This is a genomic window from Streptomyces sp. NPDC090445 (genome assembly GCF_044769385.1).
In the GTDB taxonomy this organism is placed as follows: Bacteria; Actinomycetota; Actinomycetes; order Streptomycetales; family Streptomycetaceae; genus Streptomyces.
In genome coordinates this window covers 1-21,466 of record NZ_JBIVXV010000024.1, presented here as the reverse complement: position 1 = coordinate 21,466, position 21,466 = coordinate 1, and the positions used below count along the sequence as shown (strand labels likewise).

Annotated in this window: 18 protein-coding genes; 5 read left to right on the top strand and 13 right to left on the bottom strand. The window is 72.8% G+C overall.

Annotated elements, in window-relative coordinates:
* Positions 1–38: 38 nt before the first annotated feature.
* Positions 39–3,596 carry an Ig-like domain-containing protein gene (locus ACIQUT_RS31245; RefSeq protein WP_403567811.1) on the top strand — a complete coding sequence of 1,186 codons (3,558 nt, stop codon included), beginning with the start codon at positions 39–41 and terminating at the stop codon, positions 3,594–3,596.
* Between the two features lie 86 nt (positions 3,597–3,682).
* Here the strand turns inward: ACIQUT_RS31245 and hemB are convergent, their stop codons facing one another.
* From hemB to ACIQUT_RS31215, 6 genes are all read right to left on the bottom strand, one after another.
* Complete coding sequence (gene hemB / locus ACIQUT_RS31240; protein ID WP_403567809.1) at positions 3,683–4,684, bottom strand: porphobilinogen synthase; 1,002 nt, start codon at positions 4,682–4,684, stop codon at positions 3,683–3,685.
* Between the two features lie 140 nt (positions 4,685–4,824).
* Positions 4,825–6,495, bottom strand: a complete 1,671-nt coding sequence (locus ACIQUT_RS31235; RefSeq protein ID WP_403567807.1) for a uroporphyrinogen-III synthase — start codon at positions 6,493–6,495, stop codon at positions 4,825–4,827.
* Positions 6,492–7,460 (bottom strand): hydroxymethylbilane synthase, encoded by a 969-nt coding sequence (gene hemC, locus ACIQUT_RS31230; RefSeq protein WP_403567805.1) that lies wholly within the window; start codon positions 7,458–7,460, stop codon positions 6,492–6,494. The genes ACIQUT_RS31235 and hemC overlap by 4 nt, the downstream gene beginning before the upstream one ends.
* Positions 7,457–9,235 carry a glutamyl-tRNA reductase gene (locus ACIQUT_RS31225; RefSeq protein WP_403567803.1) on the bottom strand — a complete coding sequence of 593 codons (1,779 nt, stop codon included), beginning with the start codon at positions 9,233–9,235 and terminating at the stop codon, positions 7,457–7,459. The genes hemC and ACIQUT_RS31225 overlap by 4 nt, the downstream gene beginning before the upstream one ends.
* A complete protein-coding gene (locus ACIQUT_RS31220; RefSeq protein ID WP_403567801.1) occupies positions 9,232–10,101 on the bottom strand; it encodes a redox-sensing transcriptional repressor Rex in 870 nt (289 codons plus the stop codon). Before ACIQUT_RS31220 ends, ACIQUT_RS31225 begins: the two co-directional genes overlap by 4 nt.
* A 273-nt stretch (positions 10,102–10,374) precedes the next feature.
* A complete protein-coding gene (locus tag ACIQUT_RS31215; protein ID WP_403567799.1) occupies positions 10,375–10,662 on the bottom strand; it encodes a glutaredoxin family protein in 288 nt (95 codons plus the stop codon).
* A gap of 99 nt (positions 10,663–10,761) precedes the next feature.
* On the opposite strand from ACIQUT_RS31215, the gene ACIQUT_RS31210 reads away from it, so the two are divergent.
* From ACIQUT_RS31210 to ACIQUT_RS31200, 3 genes are all read left to right on the top strand, one after another.
* Positions 10,762–11,721: an HAD family hydrolase gene (locus ACIQUT_RS31210; RefSeq protein WP_403567797.1), complete on the top strand. Its 960-nt coding sequence runs from the start codon at positions 10,762–10,764 to the stop codon at positions 11,719–11,721.
* 397 nt (positions 11,722–12,118) lie between these two features.
* Complete coding sequence (locus ACIQUT_RS31205) at positions 12,119–12,913, top strand: ECF subfamily RNA polymerase sigma factor, BldN family (protein WP_403567795.1); 795 nt, start codon at positions 12,119–12,121, stop codon at positions 12,911–12,913.
* 209 nt (positions 12,914–13,122) lie between these two features.
* Positions 13,123–14,340, top strand: a complete 1,218-nt coding sequence (locus ACIQUT_RS31200) for a DUF5667 domain-containing protein (protein ID WP_403567794.1) — start codon at positions 13,123–13,125, stop codon at positions 14,338–14,340.
* Between the two features lie 89 nt (positions 14,341–14,429).
* Here ACIQUT_RS31200 and ACIQUT_RS31195 read toward each other — a convergent pair whose 3' ends face one another.
* The 7 genes from ACIQUT_RS31195 to ACIQUT_RS31165 form a co-directional block, all read right to left on the bottom strand.
* A complete protein-coding gene (locus ACIQUT_RS31195) occupies positions 14,430–15,476 on the bottom strand; it encodes a lysophospholipid acyltransferase family protein (protein WP_403567792.1) in 1,047 nt (348 codons plus the stop codon).
* Positions 15,476–16,540, bottom strand: coding sequence for an NAD-dependent epimerase/dehydratase family protein (locus tag ACIQUT_RS31190; protein ID WP_403567790.1), 1,065 nt, complete (start codon positions 16,538–16,540; stop codon positions 15,476–15,478). Before ACIQUT_RS31190 ends, ACIQUT_RS31195 begins: the two co-directional genes overlap by 1 nt.
* 103 nt (positions 16,541–16,643) lie before the next feature.
* Complete coding sequence (locus ACIQUT_RS31185) at positions 16,644–16,742, bottom strand: 30S ribosomal protein bS22 (protein WP_003948845.1); 99 nt, start codon at positions 16,740–16,742, stop codon at positions 16,644–16,646.
* A gap of 162 nt (positions 16,743–16,904) precedes the next feature.
* Positions 16,905–17,114, bottom strand: a complete 210-nt coding sequence (locus tag ACIQUT_RS31180) for a helix-turn-helix domain-containing protein (RefSeq protein WP_008738568.1) — start codon at positions 17,112–17,114, stop codon at positions 16,905–16,907.
* A gap of 114 nt (positions 17,115–17,228) precedes the next feature.
* Entirely contained in the window at positions 17,229–18,059 is an 831-nt protein-coding gene (locus ACIQUT_RS31175; protein ID WP_403567788.1) for a phosphatase, read from the bottom strand.
* 109 nt (positions 18,060–18,168) lie between these two features.
* On the bottom strand, positions 18,169–19,338 hold the full coding sequence (locus tag ACIQUT_RS31170) for an acetoin utilization protein AcuC (RefSeq protein ID WP_403567786.1): 1,170 nt from the start codon (positions 19,336–19,338) through the stop codon (positions 18,169–18,171).
* Positions 19,289–20,518, bottom strand: coding sequence for an MFS transporter (locus tag ACIQUT_RS31165; protein ID WP_403567785.1), 1,230 nt, complete (start codon positions 20,516–20,518; stop codon positions 19,289–19,291). Before ACIQUT_RS31165 ends, ACIQUT_RS31170 begins: the two co-directional genes overlap by 50 nt.
* A gap of 156 nt (positions 20,519–20,674) precedes the next feature.
* On the opposite strand from ACIQUT_RS31165, the gene ACIQUT_RS31160 reads away from it, so the two are divergent.
* Positions 20,675–21,322 carry a Uma2 family endonuclease gene (locus ACIQUT_RS31160; RefSeq protein ID WP_403567783.1) on the top strand — a complete coding sequence of 216 codons (648 nt, stop codon included), beginning with the start codon at positions 20,675–20,677 and terminating at the stop codon, positions 21,320–21,322.
* Positions 21,323–21,466: the final 144 nt, after the last annotated feature.

Sequence of the window (21,466 nt, the reverse complement as noted above, 5' to 3'; positions counted from 1 at the left end):
AGAGGGATGAGCAGAGCCAGAGAGCGGGGCGACACACGGTGAACCACACCCATCGCAGTCGCCCCGGAAAGCCCAGCAGGCGGTCCAGTCCCCCGGCTCACCGGCGGCCCCTGGCCACCACGGTCACCGCCGCCGTCGCCGCCCTCGCCACCGCCCTCGCCGCCGTCGCCACCCTCGCCGGCGCGCTGTTCCTCCTGCCGGCCCTCGTCGTCCTCGGCTCCGCCTCGCCCGCCCGCGCCGGCGACGACCGGGGCCTCGGCAACACCGGCAACGAGCCGCACAACGCCACCGCCAACCCCCGCCGGCCGGGCCAGGTCGCCGTGATGCAGGGGTGCACGGTCCGGATCGACAACAACTACGGCAAGGACGACTTCCCGATCAGGCGGACGTCGACGCTGCCCTGCTTCGGCGACCCGGTCCTCGCCTTCGACTCGCAGGGCCGCCTGTTCGTCACGCACCTCTCCTCCAGCTTCAACAGCACCGCCGGCCGCTTCGGCGTCGGCGCGGCGCAGATCAACGACACGACCACCGCCGGTACTCAGACGTACACGGCAGTGCAGGTCAGCGGGAACAGCCCGAGCAACCACGACAAGCCGTGGCTGGTGGCCGACGCGAACCCGGCGAGCCCGCACCGGGACAACCTCTACCTCGTCTGGACGCACCTCGGCAGCCCGTGGCAGATCCAGTTCTCCCGGCTCACGCCCGGCGCCGCCGCCTGGTCGCCGCCGAGCGTGCTGTCCGCGGCCGGCGAGGGCAACGTGTGGCCCTCCCACGCGGCGGTCGCCGCGAACGGCGACCTGTACGTCGCCTACCACGCGAACCTCTGCAACGAGGGCTTCGACGGGACGGCGGGCCAGGGCACCACCCAGCTCCTGCGGGACGGCTCCGGCGGCGCCGACTTCGCCGCGGGCACGGTGTCGCAGCGGGAGGCGGCGTTCACCGCGGGCCAGTCCACGGTCACCTGCAACGTGCAGAGCGACCCGGGCAACGACGTCCCCGGCACCGACTTCTGGCTCCAGGGCAGCATGCAGCCCTGGATCCTCCCGGACCCGGCCCGCGCCGGGAACGTCTACGTCGTCGCGAGCGACGACCCGAACGACGCCTTCGCCAACGGCGATGACGCCGACGTCGTCATCGCCCGCTCCACCGACCACGGCCGGACCTTCACCCGCGGCCGGGTCGACCACGGCCCGGGCCAGACCTTCGCCGTGATGCCCACCGCCCACATCGACCAGGACGGCAACGCGGTCGTCACCTGGTACGACAACCGCAGCGGCCGCCGCAACAACGGCACCGGCCCGAACGGCGGCAGCAACTTCCTGCTGGAGCTGTACGGCACCACCAGCCGCGACGGCGCGCAGACCTGGTCGCCGGACTTCCGCGTCGGCGACGCCCCCTTCGACCCGGACCTGAACGCGCCCTGCCGCTTCTCCTGCACGACGGGCTCGACCCAGCAGACCCTGCGCATCGGCGAGTACAACGGGCTGTGGACGACCGACGGGATCGGGTACGCGACGTGGACGGGGAACACCACCCCGCCCACGGCCACCGCGCAGGCCCAGGGCGCGCAGACGACGTACTTCGACGTGTTCTCGACGCGCGCCGCCTCCCCCGACCCCGCCGAGCCGAACGAGTCGATCGACGCGGCCGTGGCCGCCGCCCTCGGCTCGGACGACCGGTTCAACCGGGCCCGGCTCACCCTCCACACCGCCACCGACGTGGACTTCTTCCGGATCGAGCCGCGCCACACCGGCCATGTCACCGCCGAGATCACGTTCAACGAGGTGGTCTCGCCGCTCCTCGTCCGCGCGTACGACAAGTACGGCGGGCTCCTCGCCGCCGGCACCTCCGCGACCACCCGCCCCGGCACCTCGACGTCCCGGCTCTCGGTCCCCGTCGTCCAGGACGAGCCGTACTTCCTCGCGATCAGCGACAGGGACGTGGCCGACCCGTCCCGCCCCGGTGACGCCTCGCCGACCGACCCGCCGCAGGCCGTGTACGACCTGGCCGTCGCGAACCGGGCGGCGCCCGAGCCGTTCGGGCTGGACCTCAAGCGGGAGTCGGACTCGGGCCGCTTCGACAACGACGACGTCACCCGGATCGCCGGCCCGGAGCTGCTGCTCCGGGTGAACGACGCGGAGCTGCGGGCCGCCGGCATCGCCCTGTCCCCGCAGAACGCGACACCGGAGCTCGACGACGACGCCCCCGGCTTCAAGGTGGCCGTGGAGCGGGACGGGCAGCGGGTGGGCTTCGCACAGCCCGTCGACCCGGCCGCCAAGCCGGGGCTGTACCGGATCCGCCTGGACCCGGTCCTGACGGAAGGGGAGAACCTGATCACCGCCGAGGTGATCGTCGTCGACCCGTCCGACGACCCGCGCAGCCCCGGCACCGCCCATGTCACCGGATCGGGCGCGGAGAGCTCCCACCGCCTCCTCGTCACCCTCGACACGACCCCGCCGGCCACCCCGGACGCCGCGCCCGACCTGCTGTCGTCGAGCGACACCGGCGGCAACGACACCGACAACATCACCACCATCGTCAAGCCCGCCTTCCAGGGCGCGTCGGTGGAACCGAACGCCCTGGTGCGGCTGCTGGCCACGCCGGCGAAGGGCGGCTCGGGGCCGACGGTCGTCGGGAAGGACACCGTGACGTCCGGCGGCGGGTACCAGGTCGTCAGCTCCGCGCTGCGCGACGGAACGTACGGCGTCGGCGTGCAGCTGGAGGACCTGGCGGGCAACGTGAGCCAGACCTCGCCGGTGCTGGGCGTCACCATCGCCAAGTACTCGCTGCGGCTCACGGGCGCGACGTCCGACCTGGTGGTCGACATCGCGGACGGCCGGGTGACGGGCTACCCGGACATCCCGGGCGGGTTCGTCGGCATCCTCGGCATCCCCCTCGTGCACCTCGACGCGAGCGGGCACGGTGCAGCCGTCCTGGGCGGCGCCCGCGACGACCGGCTGACGTTCACGCCGACCGGCGCCGACAGCGGCCGCCTCACCCGGGCCGCGTCCGGGCAGACGCTGAACTTCCTGCACGTCACGGGTGATGTGACGGTCAGCCCGGAGGGCGGCGACGACGAGGTCACCATCGTCGGCACCACCCGGGGCGACCGCGTCCGCGGCATCGTGGACGCGTTCACGACCCTGCGGGTGGAGGCACTGCCGCTCGACCTGCGCGCCCCGCAGAAGCTGCGGGCGCTGCTCGGGCTGAGGATCACCACGGGCCAGACCGAGCGGATCGGGGTCCTGGCCCGCGACGGCCAGGACACGGTGGACATCACCGTCAACGACACGATCGGCGCCCAGCTGTCCGTCGACGGCGGGGCTCCGACCGGGGTCGATCCGCAGAAGGGCGACGAGCTGATCGTGCGTGCGGGCTCGCCCAACGCCGCGATGCACGAGGACCGTGCGAAGCAGTCGGGCACGGGCTCGGTCTTCGTCGGCTACCCGGAGACGACCCACGCCAAGACCCGCGTGGACTTCTCGGACATCGAGTCCGTCACCCCGAACAACGACCACCCCGAGGACAAGGGGGACAAGCACAACAAGGAGGGCCAGGGGGACAAGGAGGGCAAGCGCGCCGGCCGCACGCACTGACACAGCAACGGGAAGCCCCCGTCCCCTCCCCTTGCGGGAGGAGACGGGGGCTTCGTCACGAGGGCGCGGTGCGGGTGCTCCGCGGCTCAGCGTTCGTTGCGGAGCCATCCGGCGACCTCGGTGGCCCAGTACGTGAGGATCGTGTCGGCGCCGGCCCGCTTGATGCCCGTCAGGGTCTCCAGGACGGCCCGGTCGCGCTCGATCCAGCCCTTCTCGGCGGCGGCCTCGACCATCGCGTACTCGCCGCTGATCTGGTACGCGGCCACCGGCACGTCCACGGCCTGCGCGACCCGGTACAGGATGTCCAGGTAGGGGCCGGCCGGCTTGACCATGACCATGTCGGCGCCCTCCTCCAGGTCGAGCGCCAGCTCCCGCAGGGACTCGCGGGCGTTGGCCGGGTCCTGCTGGTAGGTCTTGCGGTCGCCCTGCAGGCTGGAGGCGACGGCCTCGCGGAAGGGCCCGTAGAAGGCGGAGGAGTACTTCGCCGTGTAGGCGAGGATCGACACGTCCTCGTGGCCGGTCTCGTCGAGCGCGTCGCGGATGACGCCGACCTGGCCGTCCATCATGCCGCTCGGGCCGACGACGTGGACGCCGGCGTCGGCCTGGACCTGGGCCATCTCCGCGTACCGCTCCAGCGTGGCGTCGTTGTCGACGCGGCCCTGCGCGTCGAGGACGCCGCAGTGCCCGTGGTCGGTGTACTCGTCGAGGCAGAGGTCGGACATGATGACGAGGTCGTCGCCGACCTCGGCCTTCACGTCGCGGATGGCGACCTGGAGGATCCCGTCCGGCTCGGTGCCGGCCGTGCCGAGCGCGTCCTTGTTCTCGTCCGCCGGAACGCCGAACAGCATGATCCCGGCGACGCCGGCCTCGACCGCCTCGGCGGCGGCCTTCCGCAGCGTGTCCCGGGTGTGCTGGACCACGCCCGGCATGGCCGAGATCGGCAGCGGCTCGCTGATGCCTTCCCGGACGAACGCCGGGAGGATCAGGTCCGAGGGGTGCAGCCGGGTCTCCGCGACCATCCGCCGCATCGCCGGGGTGGTGCGCAGCCGGCGGGGCCGCGAGCCGGGGAAGGATCCGTACGCGCTCATCTTCAGTCGCCTCTTCGAGCTTCGACAGCAGTCGGCACCAGCCTAGAGCCCGGCCCCGCCGGGTACGTACGTACGGCAAAGGGCCCGGGGGACGAAGCCCCCGGGCCCTCGGCCGGCCGCAGTCCGCAGCCTGCAGTCCGTCAGGTGGTGCGTCGCCTGCGGGCGCCGGGGCGGCGCTCGCTCGGCCGGGACACGGTCTCCCCGGCCGCCCGGGCCGCTTCGCGGCGGGCCGCGCCGTACTCGGCGAGGGCCTCCGCCAGCTTGCTGACGCTCGGCTCCGGCGACAGGACGTCGACGCGGAGCCCGTGCTCCTCGGCGGTCTTCGCCGTCGCCGGGCCGATGCAGGCGATCACGGTCACGTTGTGCGGCTTGCCCGCGATGCCGACCAGGTTGCGGACGGTCGAGCTGGACGTGAAGAGAACGGCGTCGAAGCCGCCGCCCTTGATCGCCTCGCGGGTGTCCGCCGGCGGCGGCGAGGCCCGTACGGTCCGGTAGGCGGTGACGTCGTCGACCTCCCACCCGAGCTCTATCAGGCCCGCGACCAGGGTCTCCGTGGCGATGTCGGCGCGCGGCAGGAAGACGCGGTCGATGGGGTCGAAGACCGGGTCGTACGGCGGCCAGTCCTCCAGCAGCCCGGCCGCGGACTGCTCCCCGCTCGGCACGAGGTCCGGCTTGACGCCGAACTCGACCAGCGCGGCGGCGGTCTGCTCGCCGACCGCGGCGACCTTGATGCCCGCGAAGGCGCGGGCGTCGAGGCCGTACTCCTCGAACTTCTCGCGTACCGCCTTGACCGCGTTGACCGAGGTGAAGGCGATCCACTCGTAGCGGCCCGTCACCAGGCCCTTGACCGCGCGCTCCATCTGCTGCGGGGTGCGCGGCGGCTCCACGGCGATGGTCGGCACCTCGTGCGGGACCGCGCCGTACGAACGCAGCTGGTCGGAGAGCGAAGCGGCCTGCTCCTTGGTGCGCGGTACGAGCACCCGCCAGCCGAACAGCGGCTTCGACTCGAACCAGGCCAGCTCCTCGCGCCGCGCGGCGGCGCCGGGCTCACCGACCACGGCTATCACGGGGCGGCCGCCCTCGGGCGAGGGAAGGATCTTGCCCTGCTTGAACACCTGGGCGATCGTGCCGAGGGTGGCGTTCCACGTCCGCTGCCGGGTCGTCGTGCCGGCGACGGTCACGGTCAGCGGGGTGTCGGCCCCGCGCCCGGCGGAGACCAGCTCGGCGCAGGCGGCGGGCACGGTCTCCAGCGTCGCGGAGACGACGACGGTGCCGGCGCTGGCGCCGACCTCGCTCCAGCAGCGCGCGGAGGCGTTGCGGGCGTCCACGAACCGCACGTCGGCGCCCTTCTCACCGCGCAGCGGCACACCCGCGTAGGCGGGCACGCCGACGGCGGTCGCGACACCGGGCACCACCTCGAAGGGGATGCCGTCGGTGGCGCAGGCGAGCATCTCGGAGGCGGCGTTGCCGTCGAGTCCGGGGTCGCCTGTGACGGCACGCACGACCCGCCTGCCGGAGCGCGCTGCCTCCATGACAAGATTGGCCGCGTCCCGGATCACCGGTACACCGGCGGCTGCTGACGCCTCGTCAGCGATCGTCAGCTGTGGCGTGTCCACTCCGGCGCGCGCGTGCGTGCGGACGACCTCGAGCACCTCGGGCTCCGCGATCAGCACGTCGGCGGAGGCGAGCGCCTCGACGGCGCGCAGCGTCAGCAGACCCGGGTCGCCGGGGCCGGCGCCGAGGAACGTGACGTGCCCGTGGTCTGCGGCGGCGACCGGAAGAGCGGAGGTGGTCGGACGTGAGGGGTTCAAAGGGATCGCTCCCCCATCAGACCGGCCGCGCCCTTCGCCAGCATCTCGTCCGCGAGTTCGCGGCCGAGCGCCATGGCTTCGTCATACGACTGGGGCACGGGACCGGTGGTGGACAGCTGCACGAGCGTTGCGCCGTCGAGGGTGCCGACGACGCCGCGCAGGCGCATTTCATTGACAATCTCCCCGTCGGCCGGAAGGTCTGCGTACGCGCCCACGGGGGCGCTGCAGCCGGCTTCGAGGGCGGCGAGCAGGGACCGCTCGGCGGTCACGGCGGCCCGGGTGTGCGGGTCGTCGAGCCGGCCGAGGGCCGCGATGAGGTCCGCGTCGGACGCGAGGCACTCCACGGCCAGGGCGCCCTGGCCGGGGGCGGGCAGCACACTGTCGACCGGCAGGTACTCGGTCACTTCGGCGCTGCGGCCGATCCGGTTGAGGCCTGCGGCGGCGAGCACGACGGCGTCGAGCTCTCCGTCGCGGACGTAGCCGATACGGGTGTCGACATTCCCCCGAATGGCGACGGTCTCGATGCGCTTGCCGAGGGCACGCGCGTGGTGGTTGAGCTGCGCGGTGCGGCGCGGCGAACCGGTGCCGATGCGGGCGCCGTCGGGCAGCTGCTCGAAGGTCAGGCCGTCGCGGGCGACGAGCGCGTCGCGCGGGTCCTCGCGCAGCGGCATGGCCGCGATGACGAGGTCTTCGGGCTGGGCGGTCGGCAGGTCCTTCAGCGAGTGGACGGCGAAGTCGACCTCGCCGCGCAGCAGGGCGTCGCGCAGGGCGGTGACGAAGACGCCGGTGCCGCCGATCTGCGCGAGGTGCTCGCGGGACACGTCGCCGTAGGTGGTGATCTCCACGAGCTCGACGGGGCGGCCGGTGATCTCCCGTACGGCGTCGGCGACGTGGCCGGACTGGGACATGGCCAGCTTGCTGCGCCGCGTGCCGAGCCGGAGGGGCTGGTCGGAACGTGAATTCATGATGCCCGTCCTGAGTCGTGGTTCTGGTCTGCCGTGCCGGCCGTGCCTGCTGCGGCGGTCGCGCCGGGAGTGCCGGCCGCGTCGGCCCGGCTGACGGAGGCCACCGTCTGCGGGTCGAGGTCGAAGAGTTCGCGCAGGGCTTCGGCGTACCCGGCGCCGCCGGGCTCGCTGGCAAGCTGTTTGACGCGCACGGTCGGCGCGTGCAGGAGCTTGTCGACGACGCGGCGGACGGTCTGGGTGACCTCGGCCCGCTGCCGTTCGTCGAGCTCGGGCAGGCGCCCGTCGAGGCGCGCGACCTCCATGGCCACGACCTCGGCGGCCATCGCGCGCAGGGCGACGACGGTCGGGGTGATGTGCGCGGCGCGCTGGGCGGCGCCGAACGCGGCGACCTCGTCGGCGACGATGCCGCGGACGGCGTCGACGTCGGCGGCCATCGGCGCGTCGGCGGCGGCCTCCGCGAGGGATTCGATGTCGACCAGGCGGACGCCGGGGATGCGGTGCACGGCGGCGTCGATGTCGCGGGGCATGGCCAGGTCGAGCAGGGCCAGCCGGACGGGGGCGCCGTCGGCGTGGCTGCGGGTGCCGCGGCGGGGCTGCCGCTGGGCGGCGGCCTCGCCCTGGTCGGCCCAGGTGCCGTGGAGCTCCAGGGCGTTGGCGTCGACTCCGGTGAGCGCGGCGCGGCCGGCGGGGGCCGGGGCGTCGACGGGGCAGCCGTCGCGGTCCGTACCGGGGCCGGTGGCGCCGGCGGCGGTGATGGTGCGGGCGCCTCCGGCGTCGGCGAGGCGGCCTCCGGCGGCGGCGACGGCGGCGAGGCGGGCGACGACCTCCGGGTCGAGCCCGGCGACGGGCGGCTCGGCGGCGGCAGCGATCTCGGCGGTGGCGGGCCGTGCCGCCGGTGCCGGGGCGGCCTGTCCGGGGAGGAGGCCGGCCGGGCCGCCGTCCGCGATGGCGGTGGCGATGTCCTCGCCGGTCAGGACGAGTCCGGTGGCGCCGGTGCAGGAGACGACGACGTCGACTCGTGTCAGTTCGGCGGTGACGCCGGCCATGGGCACGGCCCGGGCAGCCACCCCAGTGCCTGAGGCAACCAGAATCTCGGCCAAACGGTCCGCGCGCTCCGCGGTCCTGTTGGCGACGACGATCTCGGCGACGCCCACCCTGGCGAGGGTGGCGGCGGCCAGCGAGGACATCGAGCCGGCGCCGATCACGAGGGCGCGCTTGCCGGCGGCCCACGCCTCGACGGTCTCGCGTCCGGCGGTCAGCTGCTCCAGCCCGAAGGTGACGAGCGACTGCCCGGCCCGGTCGATGCCGGTCTCGGAGTGGGCCCGCTTGCCGACCCGCAGCGCCTGCTGGAAGAGGTCGTTGACGAGGCGGCCGGCCGTGTGGAGCTCCTGGCCCAGGGCCAGGGCGTCCTTGATCTGGCCGAGGATCTGACCCTCGCCGACCACCATCGAGTCCAGGCCGCAGGCCACCGAGAAGAGGTGGTGGACGGCGCGGTCCTCGTAGTGGACGTACAGGTACGGGGTGAGCTCCTCCAGGGCGACCCCGCTGTGCTGGGCCAGCAGCGTGGACAGCTCGGCGACGCCGGCGTGGAACTTGTCGACGTCCGCGTACAGCTCGATGCGGTTGCAGGTGGCGAGGACGGTCGCCTCCGCCGCGGGCTCGGCGGCGACGGTGTCGTGCAGCAGCTTCACCTTGGCGTCGGCGGACAGCGCGGCGCGCTCCAGGACGCTGACGGGCGCGCTGCGGTGGCTCAGGCCTACGACGAGCAGACTCATGCCGGCATCACCGCCGGGACGTCGCCGTCGGGGCCGCCCTTGCGGGTGCCGGAGGCGGGGGACGCGGCGGCCTGAGGCGCCTGGCCGGCGGCGGCCGTGCCGGCGGCGGCCGTGCCGGCGGCGGCCGTGCCGGCGGCGGCCGTGCCGGCGGCGGGGCCGGCCGGGACGGTGCCCGGGCCGGCGGCCGCGCCGGTGCCGGGCTCCTCGCCGGCCTTGCGCTGCTCGTGGAAGGCCAGGATCTGCAGCTCGATCGACAGGTCGACCTTGCGCACGTCGACGCCGTCCGGCACGGAGAGCACGGTCGGCGCGAAGTTCAGGATGGAGGTGACGCCGGCGGCGATCAGGCGCTCGCTGACCTGCTGGGCGGCTCCGGCCGGGGTCGCGATGACGCCGATGGAGACGCCGTTCTCCCGGATGATCTTCTCCAGGTCGTCCGTGTGCTGGACGGGCATGCCGGCGACCGGCTTGCCGGCCATGGCCGGGTCCGCGTCGATGAGGGCGGCGACCCGGAAGCCTCGGGAGGCGAAGCCGCCGTAGTTGGCGAGGGCCGCGCCGAGGTTGCCGATGCCGACGATGACGACGGGCCAGTCCTGGGTCAGGCCGAGCTCGCGGGAGATCTGGTAGACGAGGTACTCGACGTCGTAGCCGACGCCGCGGGTGCCGTAGGAGCCCAGGTAGGAGAAGTCCTTGCGGAGCTTGGCGGAGTTGACTCCGGCGGCTGCCGCCAGCTCTTCGGAGGACACGGTGGGCACCGAGCGCTCGGAGAGCGCGGTGAGGGCGCGCAGGTACAGCGGAAGCCGGGCGACGGTGGCCTCGGGGATACCTCGGCTGCGGGTCGCCGGTCGGTGAGTTCGGCCAGTTGCCACGATGCTCCTGCGGGATGAGCGGGGCTGAAGGCGGTCACTCGTCCCTGGACCGCCCCGTCGACAGCAGGCTATGTCTTTGTGAACGCGTGCACAAAGATTGTGTCCGCTTTGTCCGTCCAAAGTGACCGGGGTCACGCGACCTGGACACAGGGGATGAGGGTCCACAACGTACCGAACCCGTTCACATCCCGTCGGGGGCAAAACGGTACACACTCCTCATGAATACGCCCCCGAGACCCCACAAATCGCCCATGATGGTAACCGGCCGAGCGGTCAGCCCTGCAACGCCCGGCGCAGCCGGTCCGGGTTCACCCTCCAGAAGGTGTGCTGTTCGCCGTCGATGAGCACCACCGGGATCTGCTCCCAGTGCCGCCGGTAGAGCTCCTCGTCCTGCGTGATGTCCTTCTTCTCCCACGGCGCCCCGACCTCGGCGCACACCTGCCCGACGACCGCCTCGGCGTCGTCGCAGAGGTGGCACCCGGGCTTCCCGACGAGGGTGACCATCCGCTCGGCGGGACTCTTCTTTTCCTTACGGCGCAGCAAAGGGCTCATGCGCCCCATTCTCGCGCGCCCGTCCGTCACACCCCGGCACCGAAGAGTTCACGCGCCCGGCACCGCCGCGGTTCGGGAACTCCCGAACACAATGGCTATGCTCGCGTCATGGCCGCTCCTGGATGGCTCACCCCCCGTAGGCGCTCCGCCACCGCGCGGAGCGTGCTGGCAGGCGAGGCCTCGGCCGAGGCCGCCCGCAAGACCGCACAGGTCCTCGAAGCGGAGGCCGCACCCGGCCCCGTCGCCGCGGAGGAAGAGGCGCCACAGGCCCCCGAGCCCGCGTTCCCGGTCGCGGGCGACGCCCTCGCCGCGGCCTTCTTCGACCTCGACAACACCGTCATGCAGGGCGCCGCGATCTTCCACTTCGGCCGCGGCCTGTACAAGCGGGAGTTCTTCCGCCGCCGCGAGCTGGCCCGCTTCGCCTGGCAGCAGGCCTGGTTCCGGCTCGCCGGGGTCGAGGACCCCGACCACATGCAGGACGCCCGCGACAGCGCCCTGTCCATCGTCAAGGGCCACCGGGTCAGCGAGCTCATGGCGATCGGCGAGGAGATCTACGACGAGTACATGGCCGAGCGGATCTGGCCGGGCACCCGTGCCCTCGCCCAGGCCCACCTCGACGCCGGCCAGAAGGTCTGGCTCGTCACGGCCGCCCCGGTGGAGACGGCCACGATCATCGCCCGCCGGCTCGGCCTGACGGGCGCACTGGGCACGGTCGCCGAGTCCGTCGACGGCGTGTACACCGGCCGCCTCGTCGGCGAGCCCCTGCACGGCCCGGCGAAGGCGGAGGCGGTCCGCGCGCTGGCCACGGCCGAAGAACTCGACCTCGAACGCTGCGCGGCGTACTCCGATTCGCACAACGACATCCCCATGCTGTCACTGGTCGGACATCCGTACGCGATCAATCCGGACACAAAACTGCGCAAGCATGCCCAGGAGCACGACTGGCGGCTGCGCGACTATCGGACCGGCCGCAAGGCCGTGAAGGTCGGCGTCCCGGCGGCCGCCGGGGTCGGCGCGATCGCGGGCGGCGCGGCCGCCGCCATCGCCCTGCACCGCCGCCGCAAGTAGCCCGGAACGGCCCCGCGTTCGGGCCGCCGCCTGCACCGGAGCAGGCCGGGGCCGCCCGGCCGCGCGCCGGGCGGTTCCCCGTCCGCCGCCCGGCGGACATTCCCTCACCCTTACCCGCGCCCGCGGGAGGGCACGCACGCATGCGCGACTCGGTCGCGAGCCAACGCGGAACCGCCCATTCCGAGTCGCGAAGTGATCGGCAACCGATCACGAATTGCGACCGAAAACGCCTTCGACATGCAACAGAAGTGTCGGAATCGATGATTTGAGCAACTGGGTGTAGCGCCGCCTGTACGAAGCGTTATTCTCCTCAGACGCATGCCGCCGCCCATCTGTCGCCACGACGGGTGAACGGCCTCGCACTGCACGTGATGGAAGCTCTGCCTCTGGGAGTCCCGTGTACCCACCTGTCGGGGTTGACGCCTCGGGCCTGGCTACGCTGCGCGCAACGGTCCTCGGCCACCTGCGCGGCTTCGTCCCCACCGCGTACGCCGTCCCCTCCTTCGCCGCCGGCCTCGGCCCGGCCGGTCCTTGCTATGCCCTGGCCGACGGCGGAGCGACGGTGGGCAGACGCGGTCGCACGGGCGGCGCCACCGCGACCGGCACGGGCGCACCGGCCGCGCGCCGCCCCACCGCGGACAGCGACCAGGCCCGCATGATGGACCTGGTCGAGCGCGCCCAGGCCGGCGAGGCCGAGGCGTTCGGGCGGCTCTACGACCAGTACAGCGACACGGTCTACCGCTACATCTACTACCGCGTCGGCGGCAAGGCGACCGCGGAGGACCTCACCAGCGAGACCTTCCTGCGCGCGCTGCGCCGCATCTCCACCTTCACCTGGCAGGGCCGCGACTTCGGCGCCTGGCTCGTGACCATCGCCCGCAACCTGGTCGCCGACCACTTCAAGTCCAGCCGCTTCCGCCTCGAAGTGACCACGGGCGAGATGCTGGACGCCAACGAGGTGGAGCGGTCCCCCGAGGATTCGGTCCTGGAGTCCCTCTCCAACGCGGCCCTGCTGGAAGCCGTCCGCAAACTCAACCCCCAGCAGCAGGAATGCGTGACCCTCCGCTTCCTCCAGGGCCTGTCGGTCGCCGAGACCGCCCGGGTGATGGGGAAGAACGAAGGCGCCATCAAGACCCTCCAGTACCGGGCGGTGCGCACGCTGGCCCGCCTGCTCCCCGACGACGCCCGCTGACACACAACCGGTGACCCCTCGATGACGCTGTGGTCCGATCATCCTTCGTCCGTAACCCAACTGCCGCGCCGCTCGTTGTGCGGAATGCAGGCTCCCTTTGGACACGCCCTGCCGAAAGCCGCTCACTCGAAAGTGTGGACGTGCTCAAGGCAGGCAACCTTCCGGACACCTTGGGGAGTCGATCGTCATGACGAGAGGAGGTGCCGCCAGTGATCGCGAACGTGACTCCGCACCGGCGGGCGAACGCCTTCGCCCAGGCCCTGGAGGATCGGACCCCAGCGTTCGACCTTTCCGAACGGGACCCGGCGGCCGAGCAGTCCGAGGCACCTGCCGAATCCGCCGACCACGAACGTTTGTTGGACCTGGCGAGCGTGCTCGGCGACCTGCCGCGCCCGGTGCTGGACCCCGAGGTCAAAGTGGTGCAGCGAGCACAGCTCGTCGCCGCCATGGAGGCCATGGTGATGGAGGAGAGGGCCGGAGGCGGTGCCGCCTCGGACCCTCAGCTGCCCGAACAGCGGGCCGGCCGCGGCGCCCACCGGGCGACACCGCTCCGGAAACTGCGGCCCCGCTCCCGCTGGTCCAAGGGCATCGCAGCAGGCGGCCTCACCGTGGGTGTGGCCGCGGGGGCCTTCAGCGGCGTGGCCGCTGCCAGCACGGACGCCCTGCCCGGTGATGCCCTCTACCCCGTCAAACGGGGCATGGAGGACCTGAAGCTCGGCATGGCCGACGAGGACGCCGACCGGGGCGAGCTCTACCTGGACCAGGCGTCCAACCGGCTGTCGGAGGCCCGCAGACTCATGGAGCGCGGCCGCTCGGGCGCGCTCGACCACGAGTCCCTGGGAGCCATCAGACGCGCCCTCGCCGGTATGAAGCACGACGCGTCGGAGGGCCACCGGCTGCTCCAGGCGGCCTACGAGAGGGACGGCTCGCTCGGCCCGATCCAGGCGCTGTCTACGTTCTCGCGCTCGCACCGCGACGCGTGGGGCAAGCTGCGCAATCAGCTCCCCGCCCAGCTCACCGACGTGGGCGGCGAGGTCGAGTCGGTGTTCCAGGCCATAGACGATGACGTGGCGCCGCTGCAGAGCCTGCTCCCCAAGCCCCCGGAGCCGAGCCGGGGCACGGGCGGCACGCCCCCGCAGCCGAGCGCCCCGGCCGGAGCCGGACAGCAGCACTCCGCGCCCGGGGCCGGGGCCAGCGCGCCCGCGGCCACCCCGGCCCCGGCCGCACCGCCCACCTCCGGAAAGCCGTCCCCGGCCCCGGGCGGCGGCCTCCTCGGCGGTGCGGGCGACCTGCTCAAGCCGCCGACCGGCCAGACTCCCGCCGCGCCGTCGTCCTCTCCGGAGGCGGCGCCCCCGGAGATCACCCTGCCGCCCCTGCTCCCGGGCCTCCTCCCGGGCCTGGGCCTGACGGCGGAGGACGCCGGCTAGGGCACGCCCGGCGCCACATGGCGAGGTGCCCGGCCCCCGCGGGGGCCGGGCACCTCGCCATGCCGGACGACCTCACCTCTCGGATGGCCTCAGAAGAAGACGGATCTGCGCTGCACCAGCAGCTTGTAGAGGGTGTGCTGGATCTGCTCGCGCACCTCGTCCGTGAGGTTGAACATCAGCATCGGGTCCTCCGCCGCCTCCGGCGGATAGCCGTCCGTCGCGATCGGCTCCCCGAACTGGATCGTCCACTTCGTCGGCAGCGGCACGGCCCCCAGCGGCCCGAGCCACGGGAACGTCGGCGTGATCGGGAAGTACGGAATCCCCAGCAGCCGCGCGACGGTCTTCGCGTTGCCGACCATCGGGTAGATCTCCTCCGCCCCGACGATCGAGCACGGCACGATCGGCGTGCCGGCCCGCAGCGCCGTCGACACGAACCCGCCCCGCCCGAACCGCTGGAGCCGGTACCGGTCCCCGAACGGCTTCCCTATCCCCTTGAAGCCCTCGGGCATGACCCCGACCAGTTCCCCGGCCTCCAGCAGCCGCTGGGCGTCCTCGGAGCACGCCAGGGTGTGCCCGGCCTTGCGGGCCAGCTCGTTGACGACGGGCAGCATGAACACCAGGTCCGCCGCCAGCAGCCGCAGGTGCCGCTGCGCCGGGTGGTGGTCGTGCACCGCCACCTGCATCATCAGCCCGTCCAGCGGCAGCGTCCCGGAATGGTTCGCCACGATCAGCGCGCCGCCCTCGGCCGGGATGTTCTCGACGCCCCGGACCTCGACGCGGAAGTACGTGTCGAACAGGGGCCGCATCAGGGACATCAGGACCTGGTCCGTCAGCTCCCGGTCGTAGCCGAACTCGTCGACCTCGTACTCCCCCGTGATGCGCCGCCGCAGGAACGCCAGCCCGCCCGCCAGACGCCGGTCCCAGGCCGGCCGCCCGCCGTCCCGTCCCGGCCCGGCCGGGCCGACGCCCGCGCCGCCCGCCCCGTGCGCGCCCCCGGTGGGCTCCCCGGCCGGCGCGACCGCCACGGCCGCCTCCGGCGCGGGCGCCGGAGCGGGCACCGCCCGGACCCGCCGGGTCCCGGGGATCCGCCGGCGCGGCCGGTCCTCGTCGAACGGAATGACCTTGGCGTCCGCCACTATCGCTGCGCTCCCTCTTCGGCGCCGGCAACCCCGACGTTCAGCATCTCCGCGACCCGGTCGACGGCCCGCCCCACCCGCTCCGGCGGCAGCAGCCCGTTCCCCCGGCTGCGCGCGAAGTCGGCGAAGGTCTCGGCGGTCGTGTACATGGGCTTGAATCCCAGCACCTCCCGCATCTGCGTGGTCTCCACGACCCGCCCGTACGTGAGAAGTCTGATCTGCTCGGCCGAGAACTCGGTCACGCCGACCGCCCGCAGGGCCGCCCCCACCCACGTCACCGCGGGCAGCGCCAGCGGCACCGTCGGCCGGCCCAGCCGCCGCGCGCACTGCGACAGCAGCAGGACACCGTCCCCGGCGATGTTGAACGTGCCGCTGTTGAGGGTGCCGCGCCGGGACTCCTGCGCCGCCATCCGCAGCACCTCCAGCACGTCCTCCTCGTGGACGAACTGCAGCCGCGGGTCATAGCCGAACACGGTCGGCAGGACGGACATGGAGAAGTACTCGGCGAGCGCGGAGTCCGCGTACGGGCCCAGGATGTTCGCGAACCGCAGCACGCACACCGCGACGTCGGGCCGGCGGCGCGCGAAGCCCCGTACGTACGACTCGACCTCCGCGGCGTCCTTCGGGAAGCCGCCCGGCGGATGCGTCTTGGGCTGCGTGGCCTCCGAGAAAACGGCCGGATCCCGCGGGGCGCCCCCGTACACGCTGGTGCTGGACTTCACCACCAGACGGCGTACCGTCGGCGACTTCTGACAGGCGCCCAGCAGCTGCAGCGTCCCGATGACATTGGTCTCCTTGACGGCGCTGCCCATGCCGCCGGTGCCGGCACTGCCCCCGGTGACCGCGAGGTGGACCACCGTGTCCACGGCGTGCTCGGCGAGGACCCGGGCGATCGAGCCCTGCCTGATGTCCATCCGGACGAACTCGGCCGACCCCAGGCTGCGCGGCGGCGGGGCCGCATCGACCGCAATCACCCGTTCGACCTCGGGGTCCCGCTGGATCCGCCGCACGAAGCGGCCCCCCAACTGCCGGGCAGCCCCCGTCACGAGCACGACCTTACCCACGAGCCCCGCGCCTCCCTCGTCGTCCCCGACCGTTCCCGGCTACACCACAGCCCCTCCACCCAAGAATGGTGGAGGGGCTGCGGAGAACACGTACAGCTGCCGCTTACTTCTTGTTGCGACGCTGAACGCGGGTGCGCTTGAGCAGCTTGCGGTGCTTCTTCTTGGCCATCCGCTTACGCCGCTTCTTGATAACAGAGCCCACGACTACCCTCGCTCACTTCTCGGAACATCCCCGCGCCCGCGGGGATCGGTGCGGGGCGTCTGGGCCCACACGACCTACGTCGGCCTAGCCTACCCGCCCAAGCTCGGAGCTTGTAATCCGAGCCGTCCACAAAGTGACCCGAAGGTGTCGCGGGCCCCACTCTCAGGCCGACTCCACCCCCACATAGGACTCTCGGAGGTACTCGTGGACCGCGTTCTCGGGGACCCGGAAGGACCGGCCCACCCGGATTGCGGGCAGATGACCGTTGTGCACCAGCCGGTACACGGTCATCTTCGACACTCGCATCACCGAGGCGACCTCCGCCACGGTCAGGAACTGAACCTCACTGAGAGGCCTCTCGCCAGCAGCCATGACACACCTTGACCTTCCGCGCATGACGGGCACCGGCTTCCCCTCCGGTTACTCCTCGTCGTCGCACGCTCACTCCCCAGAGTAGGGGCGTGTGATACGAGTGGGGAAGAGGAGCTACGGCCACTCCTGCGCGCCCGGCAGGCGCGCCCGGTCCAGTAGATACCGTGTGAGCGGCCGGTAGTAGTCCGCGCGCACCGCATCATCAAGCGGAACCGCGACCGATACGCGCCCCTCGGCCTCGCCGACGAACAGCGCCGGATCGTCCGTATCGGCCAGCCCGATCGCCTCCACACCCAGCTGACCTGCACCGCAGACCCACCCGTGGTCCCCGACCACCAATTCCGGCAGCGGCCCGCCGTCCTCCGCGAGCGCGCCCAGCGCGATCCGAACCGGCAGTGGTGAATGGGTGTGCGCGCCGGTGGCACTGGCAGGGGGTCGCGCGCCGGGCTCTCGCACCAGCGCGACCCCCCGTACGTAATCGAGGCGGTGCGTGCGTACGCCGAACCGGGTCGCCATGTCGACACTCACCCCCTGCGCCGGGGTGAGGACATCACAGCCGGCCGCCGACATGGCCCGCGCCAAACTGGCGTAGAACCCCAGGAGACGGTGGGGGTGACCGGTGCCGAACAGCACGGGTGCCCGCGCCGCGGCCGCCGCCCGCAGCCGCTCCGCGAAGGCCTGTAACGCGGCGAGCGTCCGCTCCGGATCGATCACATCCGGCCCGCTGACGTGCGCGGGATCCGCCGAGACCCCGCACTTCTCCGCCATCAGCCTCAGCAGGTCACCCTCACCCCAGCAGAGTTCCGGGTCCAGCCCCAGCAGCACCCGCGGATCCCGGGCCGCGAACAGCCGGTAGCTGCGCAGGCTCTCCTCCCGGGAGGTGGCGACGGGCCCGGCCAGGCGGGCGGCCAGCAGATGCGCTCGCAGCGCGCCGGTGCTCAACACGCTCCGATGCTGCCGCAACACCTCTGCCGGATCCTCGATTCCGGCCGAGGGCCCCACCGTTGGCGTAACGATGCGGCAGCATACGCCGGCCCGCCCGGAGCGGGGTCCGCTACGTGAGCATGCCGCGCAGGGGGAACACCGCCCGCCGGGTGGCCAGGACGGCCTGGTCGACCCGGTCGGCCGGGTCGTAGCCCGCCGTCCAGTCCCGCCAGGCGACCGTCCGCCCGTCGGTCATCCGGCCCGGCGCCAGCTGCCGGGTCCGCGCGTACACCTCGTCCCGCCAGGACGCGGGCACGGCCGACTCCGGGTCCACGGGGTGGTGCGCCGCGATGCCCACCAGGTGGGTCCACGACCGCGGGACGACGTCGACGACCGCGTACCCGCCGCCGCCCAGCGCCAGCCACTTCCCGTCGGCGTGCTCGTGCGCGAGCCGGTGGCAGGACTCCTGTACGGCCCGCTGCGCGTCCAGCGACACCGCGAGGTGTGCGAGCGGGTCCTCGAAGTGCGTGTCGGCGCCGTGCTGGGTCACCAGGACCTGCGGCCGGAAGTCGGCCAGCAGCTCGGGCACGGTCGCGTGGAAGGCGCGCAGCCAGCCCTCGTCGCCGGTCCCGGCGGGCAGGGCCACGTTCGCCGCGGTGCCCTCGGCGGCCGGCCCGCCGGTCTCCTGCGGCCAGCCGGTCTGCGGGAACAGGGTGGCGGGGTGCTCGTGCAGGGAGACGGTCAGGACGCGCGGGTCGTTCCAGAACACCTCCTGCACCCCGTCCCCGTGGTGCACGTCGACGTCCACGTACGCGACCCGCTCCGCGCCGAGCTCCAGCAGCCGCGCGATCGCGAGGGCCGGGTCGTTGTACACGCAGAACCCGGAGGCACCGCCCGGCATCGCGTGGTGCAGCCCGCCCGCGAAGTTCACGGCGTGCTCGGCCTCGCCGCGCCAGATCGCTTCCGCGGCCGCGACCGACTGGCCGGCGATCAGCGCGGACGCCTCGTGGATCCCGGGGAAGGCCGGATCGTCGACCGTGCCGAGCCCGTACGAGCCGTCGGCGCTGCCCGGGTCGGCGGACACCGCGCGGACGGCGGCGACGTAGTCCTCCCGGTGGACGAGCCGCAGCGTGGAGTCGCCGGCCGCCGGCGCCGACCGCACCTCCGCCTCCCGGTCCAGCCCGAAGGCCCGTACCAGGCCCATGGTCAGTGCCAGGCGCACCGGATCCATCGGATGGCTCGGCCCGAAGTCATACCCCGTGACCGCCTCGTCCCACATCAACAACCCGCGGCTGCTCATGCGGGACACCGTATCGGGCGCCTTCCGCGCCGAACGAACGGGCGTGCAGAAGCGTCACCAGCACCAACGCCGCCGGCACGAGCATCGCCCCCCGGTGGCTCCACGCATCGCCCAGCGCGCCGACGAGCGGCGAACCGATCAGGAAGCCCACGTAGTTGAAGATGTTCAGCCGGGCGACGGCCGCGTCGGAGGATCCTGGGAACAACCGGCCCGCGGCCGCGAAGGTCTGCGGCACGATCACGCACAGCCCGAGCCCGAGCAGCGTGAACCCGGCCATCCCCACCCACGGGCCGGGCGCGGAGGCGACGACGGCGAACCCGCCCGCGGCGAGCAGCGTCCCGGCCCGTACGACGGCCGCCGCGCCGAAGCGGCGCACACCCGCGTCACCGACGGCCCGGCCGAGCAGGGCGGTGACCATGTAGACGTTGTAGGGGACGGTGGCCAGCTGCTCGGAGCTGCCGAGGACGTCCTGGAGGTACTTGGCGCTCCAGTTGGAGACGGTCGAGTCCCCTATGTACGCGCACGCCATCACCAGGCAGAGCGGCAGCAGCGGCCGAAACCCGCGGGCCTTCTGCTGCGGCACGTCGTGCGGCTCCCCGGCGGGCGGGGCTCCGCCCTGCCCGGTGAAGTGGAAACGGCTGCCGGCGAGGGCGAGCGGCAGCAGTACGGCCACGGCGGGCAGGTAGGAGGCGAACAGCCCCAGGTGCCAGTGCGCCCCGGCCCAGGCGGCGGACGCCCCGAGGATCCCGCCGAGGCTGTAGGCCGCGTGGAAGCCGAGCATGATGCTGCGGCCGTACGCCTGCTGGAGGCTGACGCCGAGCATGTTCATGGACGCGTCGAGCGCGCCCACGGCCAGCCCGAACGCCCCGAGGGCGGCGGTGACCTGCCACAGGGAGTTCCCCGCGCCGACGCCGAGGAGGGCCAGCAGGACCAGCGGCTGCGACCACCGCAGGACGGCTGCGGCCCCGACCCGCCGGACGAGGTGCTCGGTGGCGACGCTGGCGGCCCCGGCCAGGACGGGCACGGCGGCCAGGAACACGGGCAGCAGCCCGTCGGATATCCCGTACCGGTCCTGGATCGCGGGGATCCGCGTCACGAGGAGGGCGAAGGTGACGCCCTGTGCGAAGAAGCTGAACCCCAGCGCGCGGCGCCCGCGCCGCAACCGCAGATCGTCCGTCATGGCGGCACAGCGTAGGCGCGGGCCCTACCGGTGGGTAGAGATCTCACAGGGCCGGTTGGACCACCCCGGGCAGCTCTTCCGCGCCGGCGAAGCGGCCGGTGGCCCGTGCGCCCGAGCGCCCGTGCGCCCGTGCGCCCGTGCGACAACGTTGAGCACATGCCGCTGTCCGGCTGGCTACGCTGGTCGGGCAGCAACCAGGAGGAGAACATGGGCGACCTCACCCCCGAGCAGATGCGCCGACTGCACGACTTCGCGGAGCAGCTCGCGGAACTGGCCGAGCACCAGGAAGACCAGTGGAAGGTGCAGACCACCGAGGGGCAGATCTTCCTGACGATGATGAGCCCCACGGCTCCCCACGGCCTCAACGTCGTACGGCTGCGCCGGCAGATCGAAGCGCAGACTCCTGAGGCCATCGCCCTCAACGACACGACCATGGGCGACCCCGAGACCGGCCTCACCAAGGTCCCCGACCTCATGGTCATCGCGGAGGAGGACGCGGACGACACCGCGAAGGTCATCAACTCCCGCGATGTGCTGATGGTCGTGGAAGTCGTCTCCCGTACGAACTCCCTCACCGACATCCGCGACAAGCTGCACGACTACCCGAGGATGGGGGTACCGCTGTACGTCGTCGTGGACCCCCGCAAGGACAAGAAGACGGTCACCGTGCACAGCGACCCCTCCCTGGGGCCCGACGGAATCCGCTACCGCAAGCAGGTCCCCTACGCGTTCGGAGACACCGTCACCGTCGGCCGCTGGACTCTCGACACGGGCAGCCTGAAAAGCTACCCCGCCGAGTGGTGAGGTCGGCGGCCGGCTTCTGTCCCGAAACGCAGAAAAGCCCCGCACCGAACCCCCGAGAGGGGTTTGGTGCGGGGCTTCCCGCAATGATTGTTCGGCGGCGTCCTACTCTCCCACAGGGTCCCCCCTGCAGTACCATCGGCGCTG